This is a genomic window from Mesobacillus sp. MER 48 (genome assembly GCF_023714225.1).
In the GTDB taxonomy this organism is placed as follows: domain Bacteria; phylum Bacillota; class Bacilli; order Bacillales; family Cytobacillaceae; genus Mesobacillus; species Mesobacillus oceanisediminis_A.
Genome location: NZ_JAMAUR010000001.1, coordinates 532,784 through 548,705 on the forward strand (window position 1 = coordinate 532,784; position 15,922 = coordinate 548,705).

Here is a 15,922-nt window from a genome sequence, read left to right on the forward strand (position 1 = left end):
CATCTTTCCTAAGTAATATAGAAAATCTCCAGCCAAAGCTGGAGATTTTCAAGTTACTGCATCTTTGCATTTTAAGGTGCTTTCCTGTGCACCAACCGTTATTTCGCCATCTCCTGCTTTAACACTTCTAGGGCTTTCTGGACTTGCGGATCATCTTTCTTAAGCTGTTCACGCAATCCATTCATCAGCTCGATTGTTGTGCTTCCTTTCAGGATACCCGTTTGTTCGATCTTTTTGGATTCCTGGAATTCGCTGACTGCTTCTTTCGTTTTTTCATCAAAGAAACCATCTTCCCTTCCAGGGTCAAATCCAAGCGCCTTCAGCATCTTTTGAGCAGATTTCACCTGCTCAGAGGCTGTTGACACTTTCAGTTCAGTTTCCGGATCGATAAATGGCAGTGAAGCGTATTCCGGCATAGCCACTTCATAGTCCGGTTTGATGCCTTTCTTATGGATCCAATTCCCTTTTGGTGTCAACCATTTATCTGTTGTGAATTTCATATTCGAGCCATCTGAAAAATCCTCCGCACGCTGGACAGTGCCTTTGCCGAATGACTTTTCACCCACCAATGGAACGCCGGCAGACTCACTGACAGCTCCCGCGAGGATTTCTGATGCACTGGCGCTTCCTTTATCGATGACTACTACTAAAGGCAGCTTGTTGCCATTTTTATTTTCAGAAGGATATTTTTTCACATTGCCATTGCGGTCTTCAACCTGGAACAAGATCTCTCCTTCAGGAACAAAAAGACTTGATATTTTGATTGCCTGGTCAAGAAGTCCGCCTGGATTTTGGCGAAGATCAAGGACAAGACCTTTCATCCCCTGCTTTTGCAGGTCATTTAAAACATTTACTAATTCATTAGCCGTATTTTGTGAGAAATTCGTAATCTGGACTTTAGCAATTCCATCTTCAAGCATCTCACCATAAACTGTTTCAATCGGAATTGTATCACGTGTGATGGTAACATCGACAGGCTTTTCGGCCCCCTGGCGAAGTATGGACAACTTTACATCAGTCCCTTTTTCACCCCTAATGAGAGCTACGGCTTCAGTCGTACTCATGCCTTGAAGACTTTTGCCGTCAACCGACATGATTTTATCCTCAGGTTGGAGTCCAGCTTTTTCGGCTGGAGAACCTTTTAGCGGAGTGACGATGGAAATGTAACCATCTCTCTCCTGGATTTCTGCCCCAATCCCCTCAAATGATGACGACAGACTCTGATGGAAATTTTTCGCATCTTCCTGGCTCATATAATCCGAATAAGGATCGTCCAAAGAAGAAAGCATTCCATCTATCGCCCCATTGATTAGTTTTTCCTGGTCAAGATCCTGGTAATATTCATTTTTCAAAGTGTCATATGCGTCGTATAGCTTTGCAAATTCTTCCCTATCCCTTATAACCTGCACTGCTGGCTTGTCCTCACCGAAAGCAAGCGCAAAGGTAGTGATTCCTGCTGTTAAAAAGACAAGAAAAAACAACAGCATTGCAAAGTGGAACTTTTTGATCCGAAGAAAACTATTCTTGGTCTCTGTTTCTTCTGCCTTATTTTGGCCTTCAAGCTCTTCCTTGTTTTCTTCATTTATATTTTGCTGATCCAACCCTTTTCACCACTTTCCAATCAAGCTTAAAATCCTTAATGATTAGAATAACATTTTTACTGTGAAATTAACAGAAAAATAGGCATTGCACAATAAATGTGATGTATCCTTCCCTGCACACAGAGGTTTACTCATGCAAAAATTGATTATGTAATAAAAAGAGGCTGACATAGGTCAAAAACATGACCTATATCAGCCTCTTTGAATCTTATTCTACATCGTAGCCTTGATCTTCAACAGCAGCCTTCATTTTGCTGACTTCTGCTTTCGAAGCATCGTATTCTACTTCAGCTTTTCCCTCTGATAATGAAACGACTACGCTGGCAACTCCGTCTACACCCATCAAAGCGTTTTTGACTGCCTTTTCGCAGTGTCCGCAGGTCATTCCTGATACATTTAAAGTTGTTTTTTCCATTTCAAATCTTCCTCTCTTATAAAAAATTTATAACTTAATCCGCTTCAAACGAAGGGAATTAGTCACTACAGAAACTGAACTGAATGCCATTGCCGCTCCTGCTACCCATGGCGCAAGTAGTCCCATGGCAGCGATTGGGATACCCGCTGAGTTGTATGCCAGTGCCCAGAACAAGTTTTGGCGGATGTTTTGCATTGTCTTTTTACTTAATGAGATTGCTTTAGGAATCAATGTTAATTCCCCACCAAGAATAGTGACATCAGCTGCTTCAATTGCAACATCTGTCCCTGTACCAATCGCAATCCCGATATCGGCAAGGGCAAGTGCCGGTGCATCATTGATTCCGTCGCCGACCATTGCAACTTTCTTGCCTTTAAGCTGTAGTTCTTTTACATGGTTTGCCTTTTCTTCCGGCAATACTTCCGCTATAACATTTTCGACGCCTACCTGTGAGGCAATAGCATGGGCAGTACGCTTATTATCACCGGTAAGCATATATACTTCAATGCCCATGGATTTAAGCTCTTCAATAGCCTTTTTGGCTGTTTCTTTCACAGTATCAGCCACTGCGACTATGCCGTTCACCTTATTATCAATGGCAATCAGCATGGCTGTTTTTCCTTCAGTCTCCAGCTTCTCAAGCTGATTTTCGTGAATGTCAAATACGACTCCCGTCTGCTTCATCAGCTTTCTGGTTCCTATCAATACTTTTTCGCCATTGATGACTGCCTCTATTCCGTGGCCTGGTATCGCTGAAAACTGATCCACCGGAAGGACCTCAACGTTATTTGCGCTGCCATATTCTACTACCGCCTCGGCAAGTGGGTGTTCTGAGGATTTCTCGGCTGATACCAGATACTTAAGGACTTTTTCTTCTTCACCAAATATTTCTATATCGGTTACACTTGGTTTCCCTTTAGTAATTGTACCCGTTTTATCAAGAACAATAGCATTAATTTTATGGGTAGCTTCTAAATGCTCTCCGCCCTTGAACAGAATTCCGTTTTCTGCGCCTTTTCCCGTACCCACCATAATGGAGGTAGGAGTTGCCAGCCCTAGTGCGCAAGGGCAGGCGATGACGAGTACAGCGATCGCTGTTTCCAGGGATGATGCAAAATCTCCAGGAGTGATCAAGAAGTACCAGACAATAAAGGTAACAATAGCAATCGCAACAACGATCGGCACAAAGATACCAGAAATCTGGTCAGCAACACGCTGGATTGGCGCCTTGCTTCCCTGAGCATCTTCGACGACCTTGATAATGCCTGCAAGGGCTGTATCTTTTCCGACCTTGGTCGCAGTCATTGTCAGAGTGCCATTTTTATTGATTGTCGCGCCAATCAGTGAGTCGCCTGCAGATTTTTCAACAGGAATGGATTCACCTGTTATCATGGCCTCATCGACAGCGGACTGTCCAGTTAACACATTGCCATCGACCGGAATCTTCTCGCCAGGTTTTACAAGGATGGTATCGTTGACTTTGACATCCTCGATTGGGATTTTAACCTCTTCGCCATCCCTGATGACGGTTGCTTCCTTTGCCTGGAGGCTTAGAAGCTTGGAGATTGCTTCAGTTGTCCGTCCTTTAGCAAGCGCTTCGAACAGTTTTCCAACAAGAATCAGAGTGATCAGTACCGCACTCGTTTCAAAATACAAATGCGGCATATAGTCCGGGTTTCCAATTGTTTTTATTGCTTCTGCAAGACTGTAAAAATAGGCAGCAGATGTTCCAAGGGCAACTAGGACATCCATATTCGCACTTTTGTTTTTTAACGACTTATAGGCACCAATATAAAATTGGCCGCCAATCCAGAATTGGACTGGTGTCGCCAACAACAGCTGGAACCATGGATTCATCAGCAGATGCGGCATCGGCAAGCCCGTATCCCAAGGCGCATGGCCAATCATGGTGTACAAAAGCGGAAGGGACAAAAGAATGGATATTAATAACTTTCTTTTCTTTGCGTTAATTTCCTCTTCTTTTTGCTGGGCCTTTGCTTCCCGCTGGACTTTTTCCTTGGCATCATAGCCAAGATCCTGTATTTTAGCGATGATTTGACCAACTGACAGGAACGCACTGTTGAACTCAACTGATGCTGATTCAGTCGCCAGATTGACGGTCGCTGACTCCATACCATCCATTTTGTTCAGGACCTTTTCAATCCTGGTGGAACAGGCAGCGCAGGTCATGCCGAAAACATCCAAATCCATCTTTTCATTTCTGACGCCGTACCCCAAGTCATTTATTTTGTTGAATATATCATCAGGTTTGATTTTCTCTTTATCGTATTGTACTGAGGCATTTTCCATAGCCAGGTTTACGGTTGCTTCGACTCCATCCATTTTATTTAGGACTTTTTCGATCCTTGTGGAACAGGAAGCACAAGTCATGCCTGTAATATCGACAGTTATTTGTTCTTTCATCTATTACACCCCGTTTCGATCGAAGATTAATTTTATCTTATCTACAATATTTACTATACCCCTGTATAGTATATTAATCAACCGAAATGTTTGTGTTTTTTTTTATTTTACCCTGTTTGACAATATATACTGTTAAAAATATCACTAATCTTCCGGGAATGGACATGAAAGTTATGACATTTTTAAAACAAAAAGCCCGGCTAGCGGCCAGGCTCCTCACTAAATTTTCTTCACATTTTCAAAATACTCTTCAAGTGTCCAGTCATTTTCATATATTTCGGTAGCCGCTTTAATGCCAACGTACCGAAAATGCCACGGTTCATACATATAGCCTGTCAGTTCTTCTTTACCTTTTGGGTACCTCAGGATAAAGCCGTACTTATGAGCGTTGTGGGCCAGCCAGACTCCTTCTTTTGTTGAACCGAATTGTTCATTCAGATTAAAATTATTGTTCTTGCTTGAAATATCCATCGTCAAGCCTGTTTGATGCTCACTGCTTCCAGGTCTGGCAACTGCCTCCAGGGCCTTTTCTTCGCCTACCTTATTGACCTCGGCTTTGAACAATGTTTCCTGTCGGCCATATGACCTGTAGCCGGATACAGCTGCTAGTTCTATTCCGTCATTCCTGGCACCTGCAAACATTTTTTCCATAGCATCCGCAGCTTCTTTCCTCATAAGGCTCTTCTCAAGCTTTGCATCTCCAAAAGAGAATGGAACGTTAGGCCGAACCAGATCGCCGGGAATATAATTGCCTGGCAATCCAAAAACCTTATTGACAAGCGCCAAAGTGTTCTGCGGATTCTGGATGACATTCTTTCCGTCTGCATTCTGGACCACATTGAAATAAGCCGCTTCAAGTGTCAATGCTTCATCTTCAGGCTTGTCCCCTTGTGGATCCTCGTTATCCATATTGTTCTGATCTGATTCTGCTACTTCCGCTGGCTGGTCATCCTGTTTATCTTGTCCAACAAGTTTTTCTCCCAAATAAGGAATTTTCTCAAGGTAAGGAATCTTCTCAAGATAAGGCTCAACAGGTGCACACCCTGTCAATAAAATAGGCAAGGCGATTACTGGTAATATTTTTTTCATCATGTCCACCAATCTTCAACATTTTAAGGCAATAACACCATTCTATCATTTTTCAACAAACTTTCGAATGGCCTTTTTTCCCATTATCCCTGTTCATCATTATGCCTGGTTTTGGAAATTGCAAACTTCCCCAATTGGATGAAGTGATTTGGAGCATTGTTCAAAGTAAAGAGTATAATCGGCAGAGACAGTTATCGGGTTTGGAATGTAAAATGTCCACTAAACTCAGGTTCTTAGACATTTCGGCTAATCTCTGCCTCAAAAATGTCCATTAAACACTGCTTCTTAGACATTTTGGCTTCCCTTTACCCTCAAAATGTCCTTTAAACACTGCTTCTTAGACATTTCGGCTTCCCTTTACCCTCAAAATGTCCTTTAAACACTGCTTCTTAGACATTTCGGCTTCCCTTTACCCTCAAAATGTCCTTTAAACACAGGTTCTTAGACATTTTGGCTTCTCTTTACTCTCAAAATGTCCATTAAGCGCAGGTTCCTAGACATTTTGGCTTCTTAATACCTCGAAATGTCCATTAAACACAATTTCCTGACATTTGAATGACGCTCTGCTCTCGAACTATTAATAAAACAAAAAGTTCCTTTGTCATTTCGATTACACTTTCTTCAAAATATCCTTTAAACTCGGTTTTAAGTCATTGTGGCTTTCCTTGAATTCTGAGGGATCCTAATTAAGGGTGTACATAATAAAACCCTTTCCTCAAGGGGAAAGGGTTTTCAACTCATTATTCTTTGATTGCTGCTTCGAGCGCTACTTCGATCATGTCGTTGAATGTTGTTTGGCGCTCTTCTGATGTCGTTTCTTCACCTGTCAGGATGTGGTCGCTGACTGTCAGGATAGATAGAGCTTTTCGATCGTATTTGGCAGCCAGGGTATAGAGGGCTGTTGTTTCCATTTCGACCGCTAAGATTTGATATTGGGCCCATTTTTCCAATTCTGCATTATCATTGTAGAACTGGTCAGCCGTGAACACATTCCCTACTTTAAGATTTAAGCCTTTTTCAAGACCTGTATTGTAGGCTTTGTACAATAAATCAAAGTTTGCTGTTGGAGCAAAGTCCACTCCGCCGAAAGTAAGGCGGTTCATTTGGGAATCAGTTGATGAGCTCATTGCCAGGATTACGTCACGGACTTTGACATCCTTTTGGATTGCTCCGCAAGTGCCCACGCGAATCAGGTTTTGGACATTGTAGCTATTCATCAACTCATTGATATAAATTGAAATGGACGGCACGCCCATGCCAGTGCCCTGGACAGAAACCCTCTTGCCTTTGTATGTACCTGTGTACCCAAACATATTTCTGACTTCATTATATAACTTTGCATCTTCAAGGAATGTTTCAGCAATGTATTTTGCCCTTAACGGATCCCCTGGAAGCAATACCGTTTCTGCGATTTCATTTTCTTTAGCACCAATATGTACACTCATTCAAATAATCCTCCATCCTATAGGTTGCTACCTCAAAACTATACCACAATATAGTTAAGCAGGAAAATCTTCAGTTTCATGACAATTTTGTTAACGGGCAAGCTAGAAATAGCTTTACCGAAGCTGAATTAAAAAATTCTCTACCTGGGTGTAAAAGAAAAACTGACATAAAGGAGAATGAGCTAATGGGTAAAAAGCATCGCAATCGCATCAATTCGCCTAAGAAAAACAATCATATCCCTCCTGATGCAATCGTTGCCGAGCAAGAAGCACACGGCAAGGAGTTCTCAGCTAACGGAAGAAAGAAGCAAGGATAAAAAATGACGATGAAGCTTTTGCTTCATCGTCATCAAAATTTTCAGCAGTACCGTGCAATTGTATCCTGAAGCTTTTGCTGTATGGAGGGCAAATCAGATACATGGATATTCATTCTTACATATGTTTCATCCATGCCCATCGCTTCTGATAAGAAACCGCCGATTCCTCTCGCTCTTCGGTCAACTTGCATCAATACTTCCGCTTCGTTTTCGCTGTTTGGATAGAGAACCAACTCCAGTTCATCCAGACGTCCTCTAAATGGACCTGATGCAGCCACGAATTCGAACTCCTGGACGAATGGCAGGTTCCGGCGAAGATGCCTTGGTGCCTGCTCACACTCAGCCTCCCTTAACCGGAAGCCCAGATTGCTTACGGCATTAAAGATCCCTTGCATCAATGGGTTCGGTACTACTGTCAAATAATCTTTATCTCCGGGGTCGACCGCATTCTTGATATCAAGTCCTGTCGTTACCCAAACCTTCGTTCTTCCCATAGTTAACGGAATTTCCAATGGCAGCCTGAAGGTAAAAGGGATTTCCTTTGTTTCATTTTCTTTGATCAGAAACGACTGCGTAAGCCTGAAGCGGTCGATTTGGGCAGTCGCTGTATACTTTCTCTCGTCGCTCTCTTTTATATAAGTGGTATGTAAACTCAAATAGATGTCATCAATATTCTGCTCAACACTGCCTCCGCGAATTTCAACGATTCCGCGTATCTCTTCTCCTGGCATAACCCGGTCCTTTTCAAGCTTCGTGTCGACTTTAGCTGCTCCGATTCCAACACTTGCAAACACCTTATTAAAAAATGACATCCTCATTGCCTCCCAGAAATCACAATTTTCTTTTACGACTATGTATACGATTATAAGTTAACAGGGTTTCATAAAAATACATTATTTTTTTTTCACCTTTATTAGTGAGCATGACTCCAAAATAAAAAGGCTGATTCGTCCGAATCGGCCCTCCCATCGGTAGATCGCCTTAATCTATGTCTTCTTCCTCATCGATGATGCATTTTTCAATCAGATATTCAAACGTGATATCCGCCATCTCTTCAAGTTCTTCCTCCGTGGGAACGTATCCCCTTTTAACAAGTTCATGAAAGAAAAATTCAGCAATCTCCTCTGTATCGATTATAACCTCAATCTCTTTCACAGATTCGCCCCCCTTTATTCCAAATGTATGATATATGTGCTTGTTTCATGCCAAGCATATTGATTTTTCAGAAAAATCGTTCTATCTCTTTTGGACAAGCATAGAATGGAATAAATCAATGGCGGGGTGATTCTTAATGAAGACAATAAGTACGCTTGCAGAGATGTTCGTTGCTGATGTCAATAAAGAAAACAGTGTAATCGTAGAGTTTTTTGGCAGCATTGTGAATTCATTATTTAAGGTTATTCAAGTGGCAGGAATTCCTTTTCTTGTTTATGTGCTGCTGGAGTTTTCAGGCTGGCTTTAAACATGGCTTTTTCCATCATTGTTAACAAGCAATGACAGCTTCCGAATGATAACCCTCATAACATGTGCATATTCATCATCATTGAACCATTTATATAAAATTCGATAGTCATTGTATATATCGAGCAAATGATCGATGGTCATCCTTCTCTGGTTGATCTTCCGCAACTCTTCCTTTTCGCCTGCACAGGGCTGAAGGGATTTTTTATCGAGGTTCACAGAGGGCCTTACTTCTTTATTGGCAGAAAACAGAAGTCCGAGCTTCTGGATGAAAGTATCCGCGCTTTCTGAATCCGCCACAAGTGTCAGCTCTTCTTCCCCGGCTTCAAGCCATTCTCCATCTTTAATCCTCGAGAGTTCATATATGACATCCTCCCAGGCATCTTCCTTATAACGCCAGATTTCAGTCCTGAAACCAACAACTTTAAACAGATCCGAACCATATCCCTTTACCTGGACTAAATCCCCGAAGAAATATTTATACTCGATATCGATTTGTTCCTTTTCCATCAGCTTTCCATCATATTCAGAGAGCATCTGCAAACTTGTTTCTAAATACAAGCCCTCGCTCTTATTTATCTCATATACATGAAGGCCGTCAAGCCACTTTATATCTGTCACTTTCCCCACGGTACCATAAATAGTGATCACGACTGTATCACCGATGTTAAACTTAGGTTTCTTCCGTTTTTCCATTTCCTCCATCTCCTCAACGATGAGTCGTGAATTGTGATTACCACAGTATATGCACTATTCTGAAAATCGCCACGCCCAGATGAAGGATGAATTATATTATTAAAACAAAAGGCTCCTGCGTGTGAGCGCAGCAGCCTTTTCAGCTTTCAGCTATCAAATATTCTTCCCATGCCTCATCAAAGACAGCCATGCTTTCAGGATACTGTCCGTTGACTTCCAGATAGGAGCTTATTTCGTCATAGTCTTCCGAGTTTTTAGGGAAGGAAAGATCGTCGTATGCAGAGTTCGCGAACCTGCTGATCGCATCCTTTGGTTTCGTGGACCGGTATTTCATGAGAAAGTGGTAAAAACTTTTATACATATATGAACGCCTGCCTAAATTTAGAATTTGTCTGTCCATACTATAACGAAAAGTTTACTGTCCGTCCACATATTAGAAAGTATCGAGCACCTTCCCTACCAGGAAAGGTGCCCGCCGTTATTGCCATCTGGCTGATTTCGCCATCTCCAGCAATGCCCATATAATATTCACCATTAAAATGGCCACAGTAATGGGAACAGCATGAAGCCAGTTCATCCCGAATTTCTCTTTGATCATCCTCACATAGTATCCGCACAGGAACAACACCAACATTGCCGCCATCAGCATGATTGATAAAGCGATATACACAAGATCTCCTCACTTCCAATATGAATACTCCCCACTCTATTATAAAGAGTAGGGAGTAACTGGATAAAAAGGAGATTTGAATTTTTTGTGAACAGCTTTCTGTTTCAGGTTATTTTTGTCACTCCTCATTTCAAGATGAAAAATCAAAGTAATTTCGCTTCAGCAGTCTTGGCTGTTCCATCAATTCTTCGAAGGTGATGACTTTGGAGAGTTTTTTCGTATCGATTAAAAACAGCTGGTCTTCGATTTCCTTTGTGATCAACTCTGTCTGATAGGTCATTTGGCAGTCGAGACAATGGACTGCTGGTGTATCATCAATTTGGATCGCTTTAGTCCCATCAGGGAGTTCCCAATAAACTTTGTCTGTGACTGCTTTGATATTTTCACTGCTGCACCATTCACAAATAGTCATTATTCACTCCCCTTTGCTGTGGGGATCGTCTCCTGGCTATCAGGGGCATGTGTTGTTTTTTTCTGTTGAGCCATGAATTTCTTTTCTTTCAGTTCATCCCGCTTTTCCCGCTTATCCTTGAGTGATGCATGAGCTGGATCTTCCTCATACTTTTCACGGCGGTCAATCCTGCCAAGTCCTTCTGGAATTAAGTTGAATTCACTGTCATTCATGATGGCTGCAATTCCGGTATTGGATTTTTTCTTTTCATAATCAGGATAGACCTGCTTGAAGTATCCTTCCGCTCTGCCAGGAACATAATTTTCAGGTTCTGGATAAGAGGTGATGACACCTTCGAAATTCCGCAGCACGACTTTTTCAGGACTTTGCGAAATCAGGTAGTTTGGCTGCAAGGAGATTTTCCCTCCTCCACCAGGTGCATCAACTACAAATGTCGGGACAGCATAGCCAGACGTATGGCCCCTCAAGCCCTCGATGATTTCAAGTCCCTTCGTCACAGGAGCTCGGAAATGACCAATGCCTTCAGACAGATCGCACTGGTAGATATAATAAGGTCGGACCCGGATTTTTACAAGGTCATGCATCAGCTTTTTCATGATTGGAACACTGTCATTTATGCCAGCGAGGATGACCGATTGATTCCCAACCGGAACACCTGCATTCGCAAGCATTTCACATGCCCGTTTTGAATCCTCAGTAATTTCGATTGATGTATTGAAGTGTGTATTCAACCAGATTGGATGGTATTTTTTGAGGATGGAACAAAGATTCTCTGTAATTCGCTGCGGAAATACTACAGGTGCCCGGGTGCCAATGCGAATAATTTCCACATGATCAATTTCGCGCAGGTTTTTCAGGATATACTCGAGGATATTGTCATTGATCAGCAGGCCATCCCCTCCCGAAATCAGCACATCGCGTACTTCTGGAGTGTTCCTGATATAGTTGATAGCCGCATCCAGCTGCTTTTTGGCTACCCCCATGCCGATTTGTCCGGAAAATCTGCGGCGTGTACAGTAGCGGCAGTACATCGAGCATTGGTTGGTAACAAGGAACAGCACCCTGTCAGGATATCGATGAGTCAAGCCTGGCACAGGTGAATCCTCATCTTCGTGCAGCGGATCTTCCAAATCGTATTTTGTTTTGTGGATTTCCTTTGATATTGGGACGGACTGCATCCTTACCGGGCAGCGAGGATCATCTGGATTCATTAATGAAGCATAATATGGTGTGATATTGAGTGGGATTGTTTTCGTTGAGATCCGGACCCCCTCTTCCTCCTCAGGAGTCAGATTGATGACTTTTTTCAGATCATCGAGCGTCCTGATTGTGTTTGTAAGCTGCCAGAGCCAGTCATTCCATTGCTCTTCGGTCACATCTTTCCAGAGTTCGATATCTTTCCAATGTCTTGATGGCTTATATAAAGTTTGTTTCATCCAATTTCCCCCTAGCTATTTTTATACCTATTTACAATGCAAGTTCCGTGCCAAGTTGGCGAATTATTCTGAAGATTGCTTGCAATAGGAGTTATTGGAGAACAGGACAATCCTAGGTAAAAAAATAACCTGCTGAAATTTCGGCAGATTATGTTTCAAGGCTGGATATTCAATTTTTTAATTTTATATTGAAGTGTCTGCCTTGGTATATCCAGAAGGATGGCTGCCTGCTGGATATTTCCGCCTGAAGCTTCCAGCGCATCTTTAATCAACTGTACTTCAAGCTCCTTCAGATTTTCTCTCAATACCAGTGAAGGAGCACTGCTCACTGGCTCTGGGGCAATGTTTTTCAACATCATTGGAAGATCATGGGCAGTCAGCTTTTCACCTTCACAGACATTCATCATGTACTCAATCGTATGCTTCAGCTCGCGTACATTTCCAGGCCATTGATGGGTAAGAAAAACAGACTTGGCCTTTTCATCGAGCCCGGTTACATGCTTCCTCAGCTCATGATTGTACTGGCTTATAAAAAGATCGCTCAGATAAAGAATATCTTCCTTTCTTTGTCTTAAAGGGATCAATTCGAATGTCAGGACATTCAGTCGGTAAAAGAGATCGGTCCGCAGCTGGTTCTCTTCCATCGCCTTTCCCGGGTAGACATTCATCGCAGAAATCACCCTGACATTCACTGAGGTAACATTCGTGCTTCCGACCCTTCGGACAGCGCCATCCTCAAGTACACGCAGTAATTTAGCCTGGAGGTCGAATGGCATCGAGTTGAGCTCATCAAGGAAAAGCGTCCCTCCGTTTGCAAGTTCGAAAAGACCTGGCCTGTCCACCGCTCCGGTATAACTTCCCTTAGAGGTTCCAAACAGGATACTTTCGAGCAGATTTTCAGGTATCGCTGCACAATTCTGGGCTATGAACGGACCAGCAGCCCGCTTTGATGCATTATGGATGGATTGGACGAAGAGTTCTTTTCCGGTGCCGCTTTCCCCATAAACAAGAATGGGAGAATCGGATTTTGCCAGTTTTTCAGCCTTCTTTTTTACCAACATAAAATGCTTATTCGTTGTCAATACATCACTGAACGTATAGCCTGCCTGCTGTTTTACAGCCTTGCCATTACTGAGTCTCAACCCCTTTTGGATTTCGACCAGACGTTCAGAAAGCTGCTTGATCCGCGAATAATCCTTGGCGATTTCAACAGCGCCTATCAGTTGCCCCTGGACAAATATTGGCAGAGTTGTATTGACGGTTTCAATTTTCCTTCCGTGCAAGTTAACAAAGGATTGGGTTTCATTATAGATTGGCTTTTTCGTTTCTATCACTTTCAGCAAGGTGCTGGATTGATCATTCAGTGAAGGAAAAACACTCAAGAGCGGCTTCCCAATGACTTCACTGATTTCCAATCCATCATGCCTGGCGGCAACTTGATTGTAAAAGATCGTAATGCCTTCTGTATTGACGACATGGATTGCCTCATCGATGCACTTCAGTATTGCGCTCAAGATTTCTTCGGTAACATTGGATACTGAATTCAATCCCATCACACTCCCATATTAAGTATATGACAGCGTGCCGAAAAACTGTCTTTTACTGCCCAATATTTGGCGGTTTTGCCAAATTTTTTACCCAGACGTTCATGTTCTCAATTTTATCATAAATATATACATTATTCACCAGCCTGCCGCGATAGGCATAGCCCAATTGATACAATGCTGCATTCATGCCAAAAGATAATGACCTCGCAATTGAATAGGCGCAAAAAATGCCGTTCTCAATCAGTTCGGCCTCTAAACGAGCCAGGAGGACTTTCATCAAGCCATGCTTCCGGTGCTCTTTTAACGTCGCACAATCAGTCATTTCCGCGTTTTTGTAAAAAAGATCGACCTCAGCGGAAGCAGCACTTACAATTTGGCCATCATGGACAAATCCATAGTAAATCGTGCCTTCGGTCATCGTTTTGACAATATACTCCGGGTCGTTCAGCGGGGTCGGATAGATTTGAAAGACTTCTTTGTATAAGTCAGATAAGCCGTGGGCATCCGATTTGTCCATTTTCTTCATCACATAATCGCCAGGCGGAGTGATCTTCTGGGCGGGCTCTGCCAAATGATAGACACTTTTTATGATTCCGTCCTCCTCGGTCCAGTGCGGCGTTGCTTTTCTGTCATCGCTTAGAAACTTTGAAAAGAACACGCAATCGGAGCCAAGGAAAAAACCGTCAATGCTTGCCTCGAAACTGTACCCGTGTTCAAGCAGCTGTGTGAAATGTTCTCTTCTTCCTTTAATGATCAATTTATCTGCCTTTTCGCTCTCTGCCAGCTCTTCAGCGCATTTCAATGCATTCGATAAACTGCCTAAATAATCCTCCACTCTCACCCGTTTATTTTGTTTGTCAAGATAAACAGTCATCTTGCCATTTTTGTCTGCTAAGACGATTGTTTTCCCTAAATGCATTTTCCTCTCCCCCATCCCCTAAGATCTTCTGTCGAATCAAAAGCCTGGCTTTAGGCCAGGCTGACGGTTCAATCCAATTTGAATGAAACAAGCTTCAGTTCAGTCATTTCTTCGACAGCATACTTGATCCCTTCTCTTCCAGTCCCGCTTTGTTTGACACCGCCATATGGCATATGGTCAACCCGGAAAGTAGGAATATCATTGATCATCACGCCGCCGACGTGCAGATTACTGGCTGCTCTGAAGGCTTTTTGAAGATCATTTGTATAAACACCTGCCTGAAGGCCGAACTGCGACTCATTGACCTCAGTGATTGCTTCATCAAAGTCCATGAACGTGTTGATATGGACAACTGGCGCAAAGACTTCCTCACAGGAAATTTTATCAGTCGGTTTTGCATTGAGGAGCACAGTCGGCTTTAATACCTGCTGTTCACTTTCTCCTCCAAGGACCAGTTCGGCTCCATTTCCCACCGCATCACTGATCCAGGACTGGGCCCTTTCCACATCCTCCGCACTGATCATTGCAGCTACATCTGTTTCTTCATCCAGAGGGTCTCCCACTTTAAGACGGCCCGCTTCTTCAACGAATTGTGAAACAAAATCCTCGGCAATAGTTTCATGCACGTAAATGCGTTGAATCGAAATGCATACCTGCCCCTGATTTGAGAAGGCACCCGTCACGATTCTTGGTATTACCTTACTAAGGTCCGTTCCTTCGTCGACTATCAATGCCGAATTTGAGCCCAGTTCAAGCGTTACCCTTTTCAATCCAGCATTTTCACGAATATACTTACCGACTGCAGGACTTCCGGTAAAGGTCACTTTTTTTACCCGATCATCGGCAATCAGGGCGTCGCCCACATTTTTCCCGCTGCCTGTCACTACATTAAGAGCACCTGCCGGCAATCCTGCCCTATGGAAGTATGAGGCGATTTTATAAGCTGATAACGGCGTCTGGCTCGCGGGCTTCAGGACGACTGTATTTCCTGCTGCTATCGCAGGCCCCACCTTGTGGGCTACAAGGTTCATTGGAAAATTGAATGGTGTAATCGCAGCGATGACGCCAAGCGGCTCCTTTACAGTATAGGCGATCCGTCCCTCTCCTCCGGGAGCAGCATCCATCGGGATGGTTTCTCCCTGGATCCTTCTGGCTTCTTCCGAGGCGAATGTATAGGTCATAACAGTCCGGTCGACCTCTGCCCGGGCCGCTTTCAATGGTTTGGAGGATTCCTCAGCGATCAGTCTTGCACATTCTTCACGGTCTTCCTGGATATAATCGGCCACTTTCCGAAGGATATCGGCACGTTTATGGGCATCCATTTCCGCCATGCCCCTCGCAGCTTCAGCTGCAGAGTCAATCGCTCTTATTACATCTTCTTTGGCAGCCTCTGCTACTTCGGCTATTTGTCCACCTGTATACGGATTTAACAGTGGACGGTAATTTTCTGTTTCCACACTTTCTCCATTTATCCATAAATTCTGTTTCAT

At 43.2% G+C, this 15,922-nt stretch carries 17 protein-coding genes; 2 read left to right on the plus strand and 15 right to left on the minus strand.

Translation table 11 applies throughout. The features are described from left to right. Positions 1-98: 98 nt before the first annotated feature. From M3593_RS02690 to deoD, 5 genes are all read right to left on the minus strand, one after another. Positions 99-1,601 carry a lmo1851 family serine protease gene (locus M3593_RS02690; RefSeq protein ID WP_285847897.1) on the minus strand — a complete coding sequence of 501 codons (1,503 nt, stop codon included), beginning with the start codon at positions 1,599-1,601 and terminating at the stop codon, positions 99-101. A 208-nt stretch (positions 1,602-1,809) separates the two neighbouring features. Further along, a complete protein-coding gene (gene copZ / locus M3593_RS02695; RefSeq protein ID WP_144479845.1) occupies positions 1,810-2,016 on the minus strand; it encodes a copper chaperone CopZ in 207 nt (68 codons plus the stop codon). Positions 2,017-2,043: 27 nt separating this feature from the next. After that, positions 2,044-4,440, minus strand: coding sequence for a heavy metal translocating P-type ATPase (locus tag M3593_RS02700; protein ID WP_251540587.1), 2,397 nt, complete (start codon positions 4,438-4,440; stop codon positions 2,044-2,046). Positions 4,441-4,659: 219 nt separating this feature from the next. Continuing rightward, a complete protein-coding gene (locus M3593_RS02705; protein ID WP_481825283.1) occupies positions 4,660-5,532 on the minus strand; it encodes a M15 family metallopeptidase in 873 nt (290 codons plus the stop codon). Between the two features lie 737 nt (positions 5,533-6,269). After that, entirely contained in the window at positions 6,270-6,974 is a 705-nt protein-coding gene (gene deoD, locus M3593_RS02710) for a purine-nucleoside phosphorylase (protein WP_144479849.1), read from the minus strand. Positions 6,975-7,159: 185 nt separating this feature from the next. On the opposite strand from deoD, the gene M3593_RS23960 reads away from it, so the two are divergent. Further along, positions 7,160-7,291, plus strand: a complete 132-nt coding sequence (locus M3593_RS23960) for a hypothetical protein (protein ID WP_260983645.1) — start codon at positions 7,160-7,162, stop codon at positions 7,289-7,291. A gap of 41 nt (positions 7,292-7,332) precedes the next feature. Here the strand turns inward: M3593_RS23960 and M3593_RS02715 are convergent, their stop codons facing one another. Further along, positions 7,333-8,103 (minus strand): sporulation protein, encoded by a 771-nt coding sequence (locus M3593_RS02715; protein WP_251540589.1) that lies wholly within the window; start codon positions 8,101-8,103, stop codon positions 7,333-7,335. 169 nt (positions 8,104-8,272) lie between these two features. Beyond that, positions 8,273-8,446 carry a YozD family protein gene (locus M3593_RS02720; protein WP_144479852.1) on the minus strand — a complete coding sequence of 58 codons (174 nt, stop codon included), beginning with the start codon at positions 8,444-8,446 and terminating at the stop codon, positions 8,273-8,275. A gap of 136 nt (positions 8,447-8,582) precedes the next feature. Between M3593_RS02720 and M3593_RS02725 the strand changes: the two genes are divergently transcribed. After that, positions 8,583-8,753 carry a hypothetical protein gene (locus tag M3593_RS02725; protein ID WP_186326834.1) on the plus strand — a complete coding sequence of 57 codons (171 nt, stop codon included), beginning with the start codon at positions 8,583-8,585 and terminating at the stop codon, positions 8,751-8,753. Here the strand turns inward: M3593_RS02725 and M3593_RS02730 are convergent. The 8 genes from M3593_RS02730 to M3593_RS02765 all read right to left on the minus strand — a co-directional run bounded on the left by M3593_RS02730 (position 8,750) and on the right by M3593_RS02765 (position 15,922). Beyond that, on the minus strand, positions 8,750-9,448 hold the full coding sequence (locus M3593_RS02730) for a hypothetical protein (protein ID WP_251540591.1): 699 nt from the start codon (positions 9,446-9,448) through the stop codon (positions 8,750-8,752). The two genes, M3593_RS02725 and M3593_RS02730, sit on opposite strands and share 4 nt — an antisense overlap. Before the next feature lie 139 nt (positions 9,449-9,587). After that, on the minus strand, positions 9,588-9,809 hold the full coding sequence (locus M3593_RS02735) for a YozE family protein (protein ID WP_144479856.1): 222 nt from the start codon (positions 9,807-9,809) through the stop codon (positions 9,588-9,590). Positions 9,810-9,926: 117 nt separating this feature from the next. Continuing rightward, entirely contained in the window at positions 9,927-10,118 is a 192-nt protein-coding gene (locus M3593_RS02740) for a hypothetical protein (RefSeq protein ID WP_144479858.1), read from the minus strand. Positions 10,119-10,248: 130 nt separating this feature from the next. Continuing rightward, complete coding sequence (locus M3593_RS02745) at positions 10,249-10,530, minus strand: YokU family protein (RefSeq protein WP_251540594.1); 282 nt, start codon at positions 10,528-10,530, stop codon at positions 10,249-10,251. Then, positions 10,530-11,966, minus strand: a complete 1,437-nt coding sequence (gene kamA / locus M3593_RS02750; protein ID WP_144479862.1) for a lysine 2,3-aminomutase — start codon at positions 11,964-11,966, stop codon at positions 10,530-10,532. Before kamA ends, M3593_RS02745 begins: the two co-directional genes overlap by 1 nt. A 155-nt stretch (positions 11,967-12,121) precedes the next feature. Then, positions 12,122-13,519 carry a sigma-54 interaction domain-containing protein gene (locus M3593_RS02755; protein ID WP_144479864.1) on the minus strand — a complete coding sequence of 466 codons (1,398 nt, stop codon included), beginning with the start codon at positions 13,517-13,519 and terminating at the stop codon, positions 12,122-12,124. 46 nt (positions 13,520-13,565) lie between these two features. Then, positions 13,566-14,432, minus strand: a complete 867-nt coding sequence (gene ablB / locus M3593_RS02760) for a putative beta-lysine N-acetyltransferase (protein ID WP_251540596.1) — start codon at positions 14,430-14,432, stop codon at positions 13,566-13,568. 68 nt (positions 14,433-14,500) lie between these two features. Continuing rightward, positions 14,501-15,922: an aldehyde dehydrogenase family protein gene (locus M3593_RS02765; RefSeq protein ID WP_251540597.1), complete on the minus strand. Its 1,422-nt coding sequence runs from the start codon at positions 15,920-15,922 to the stop codon at positions 14,501-14,503.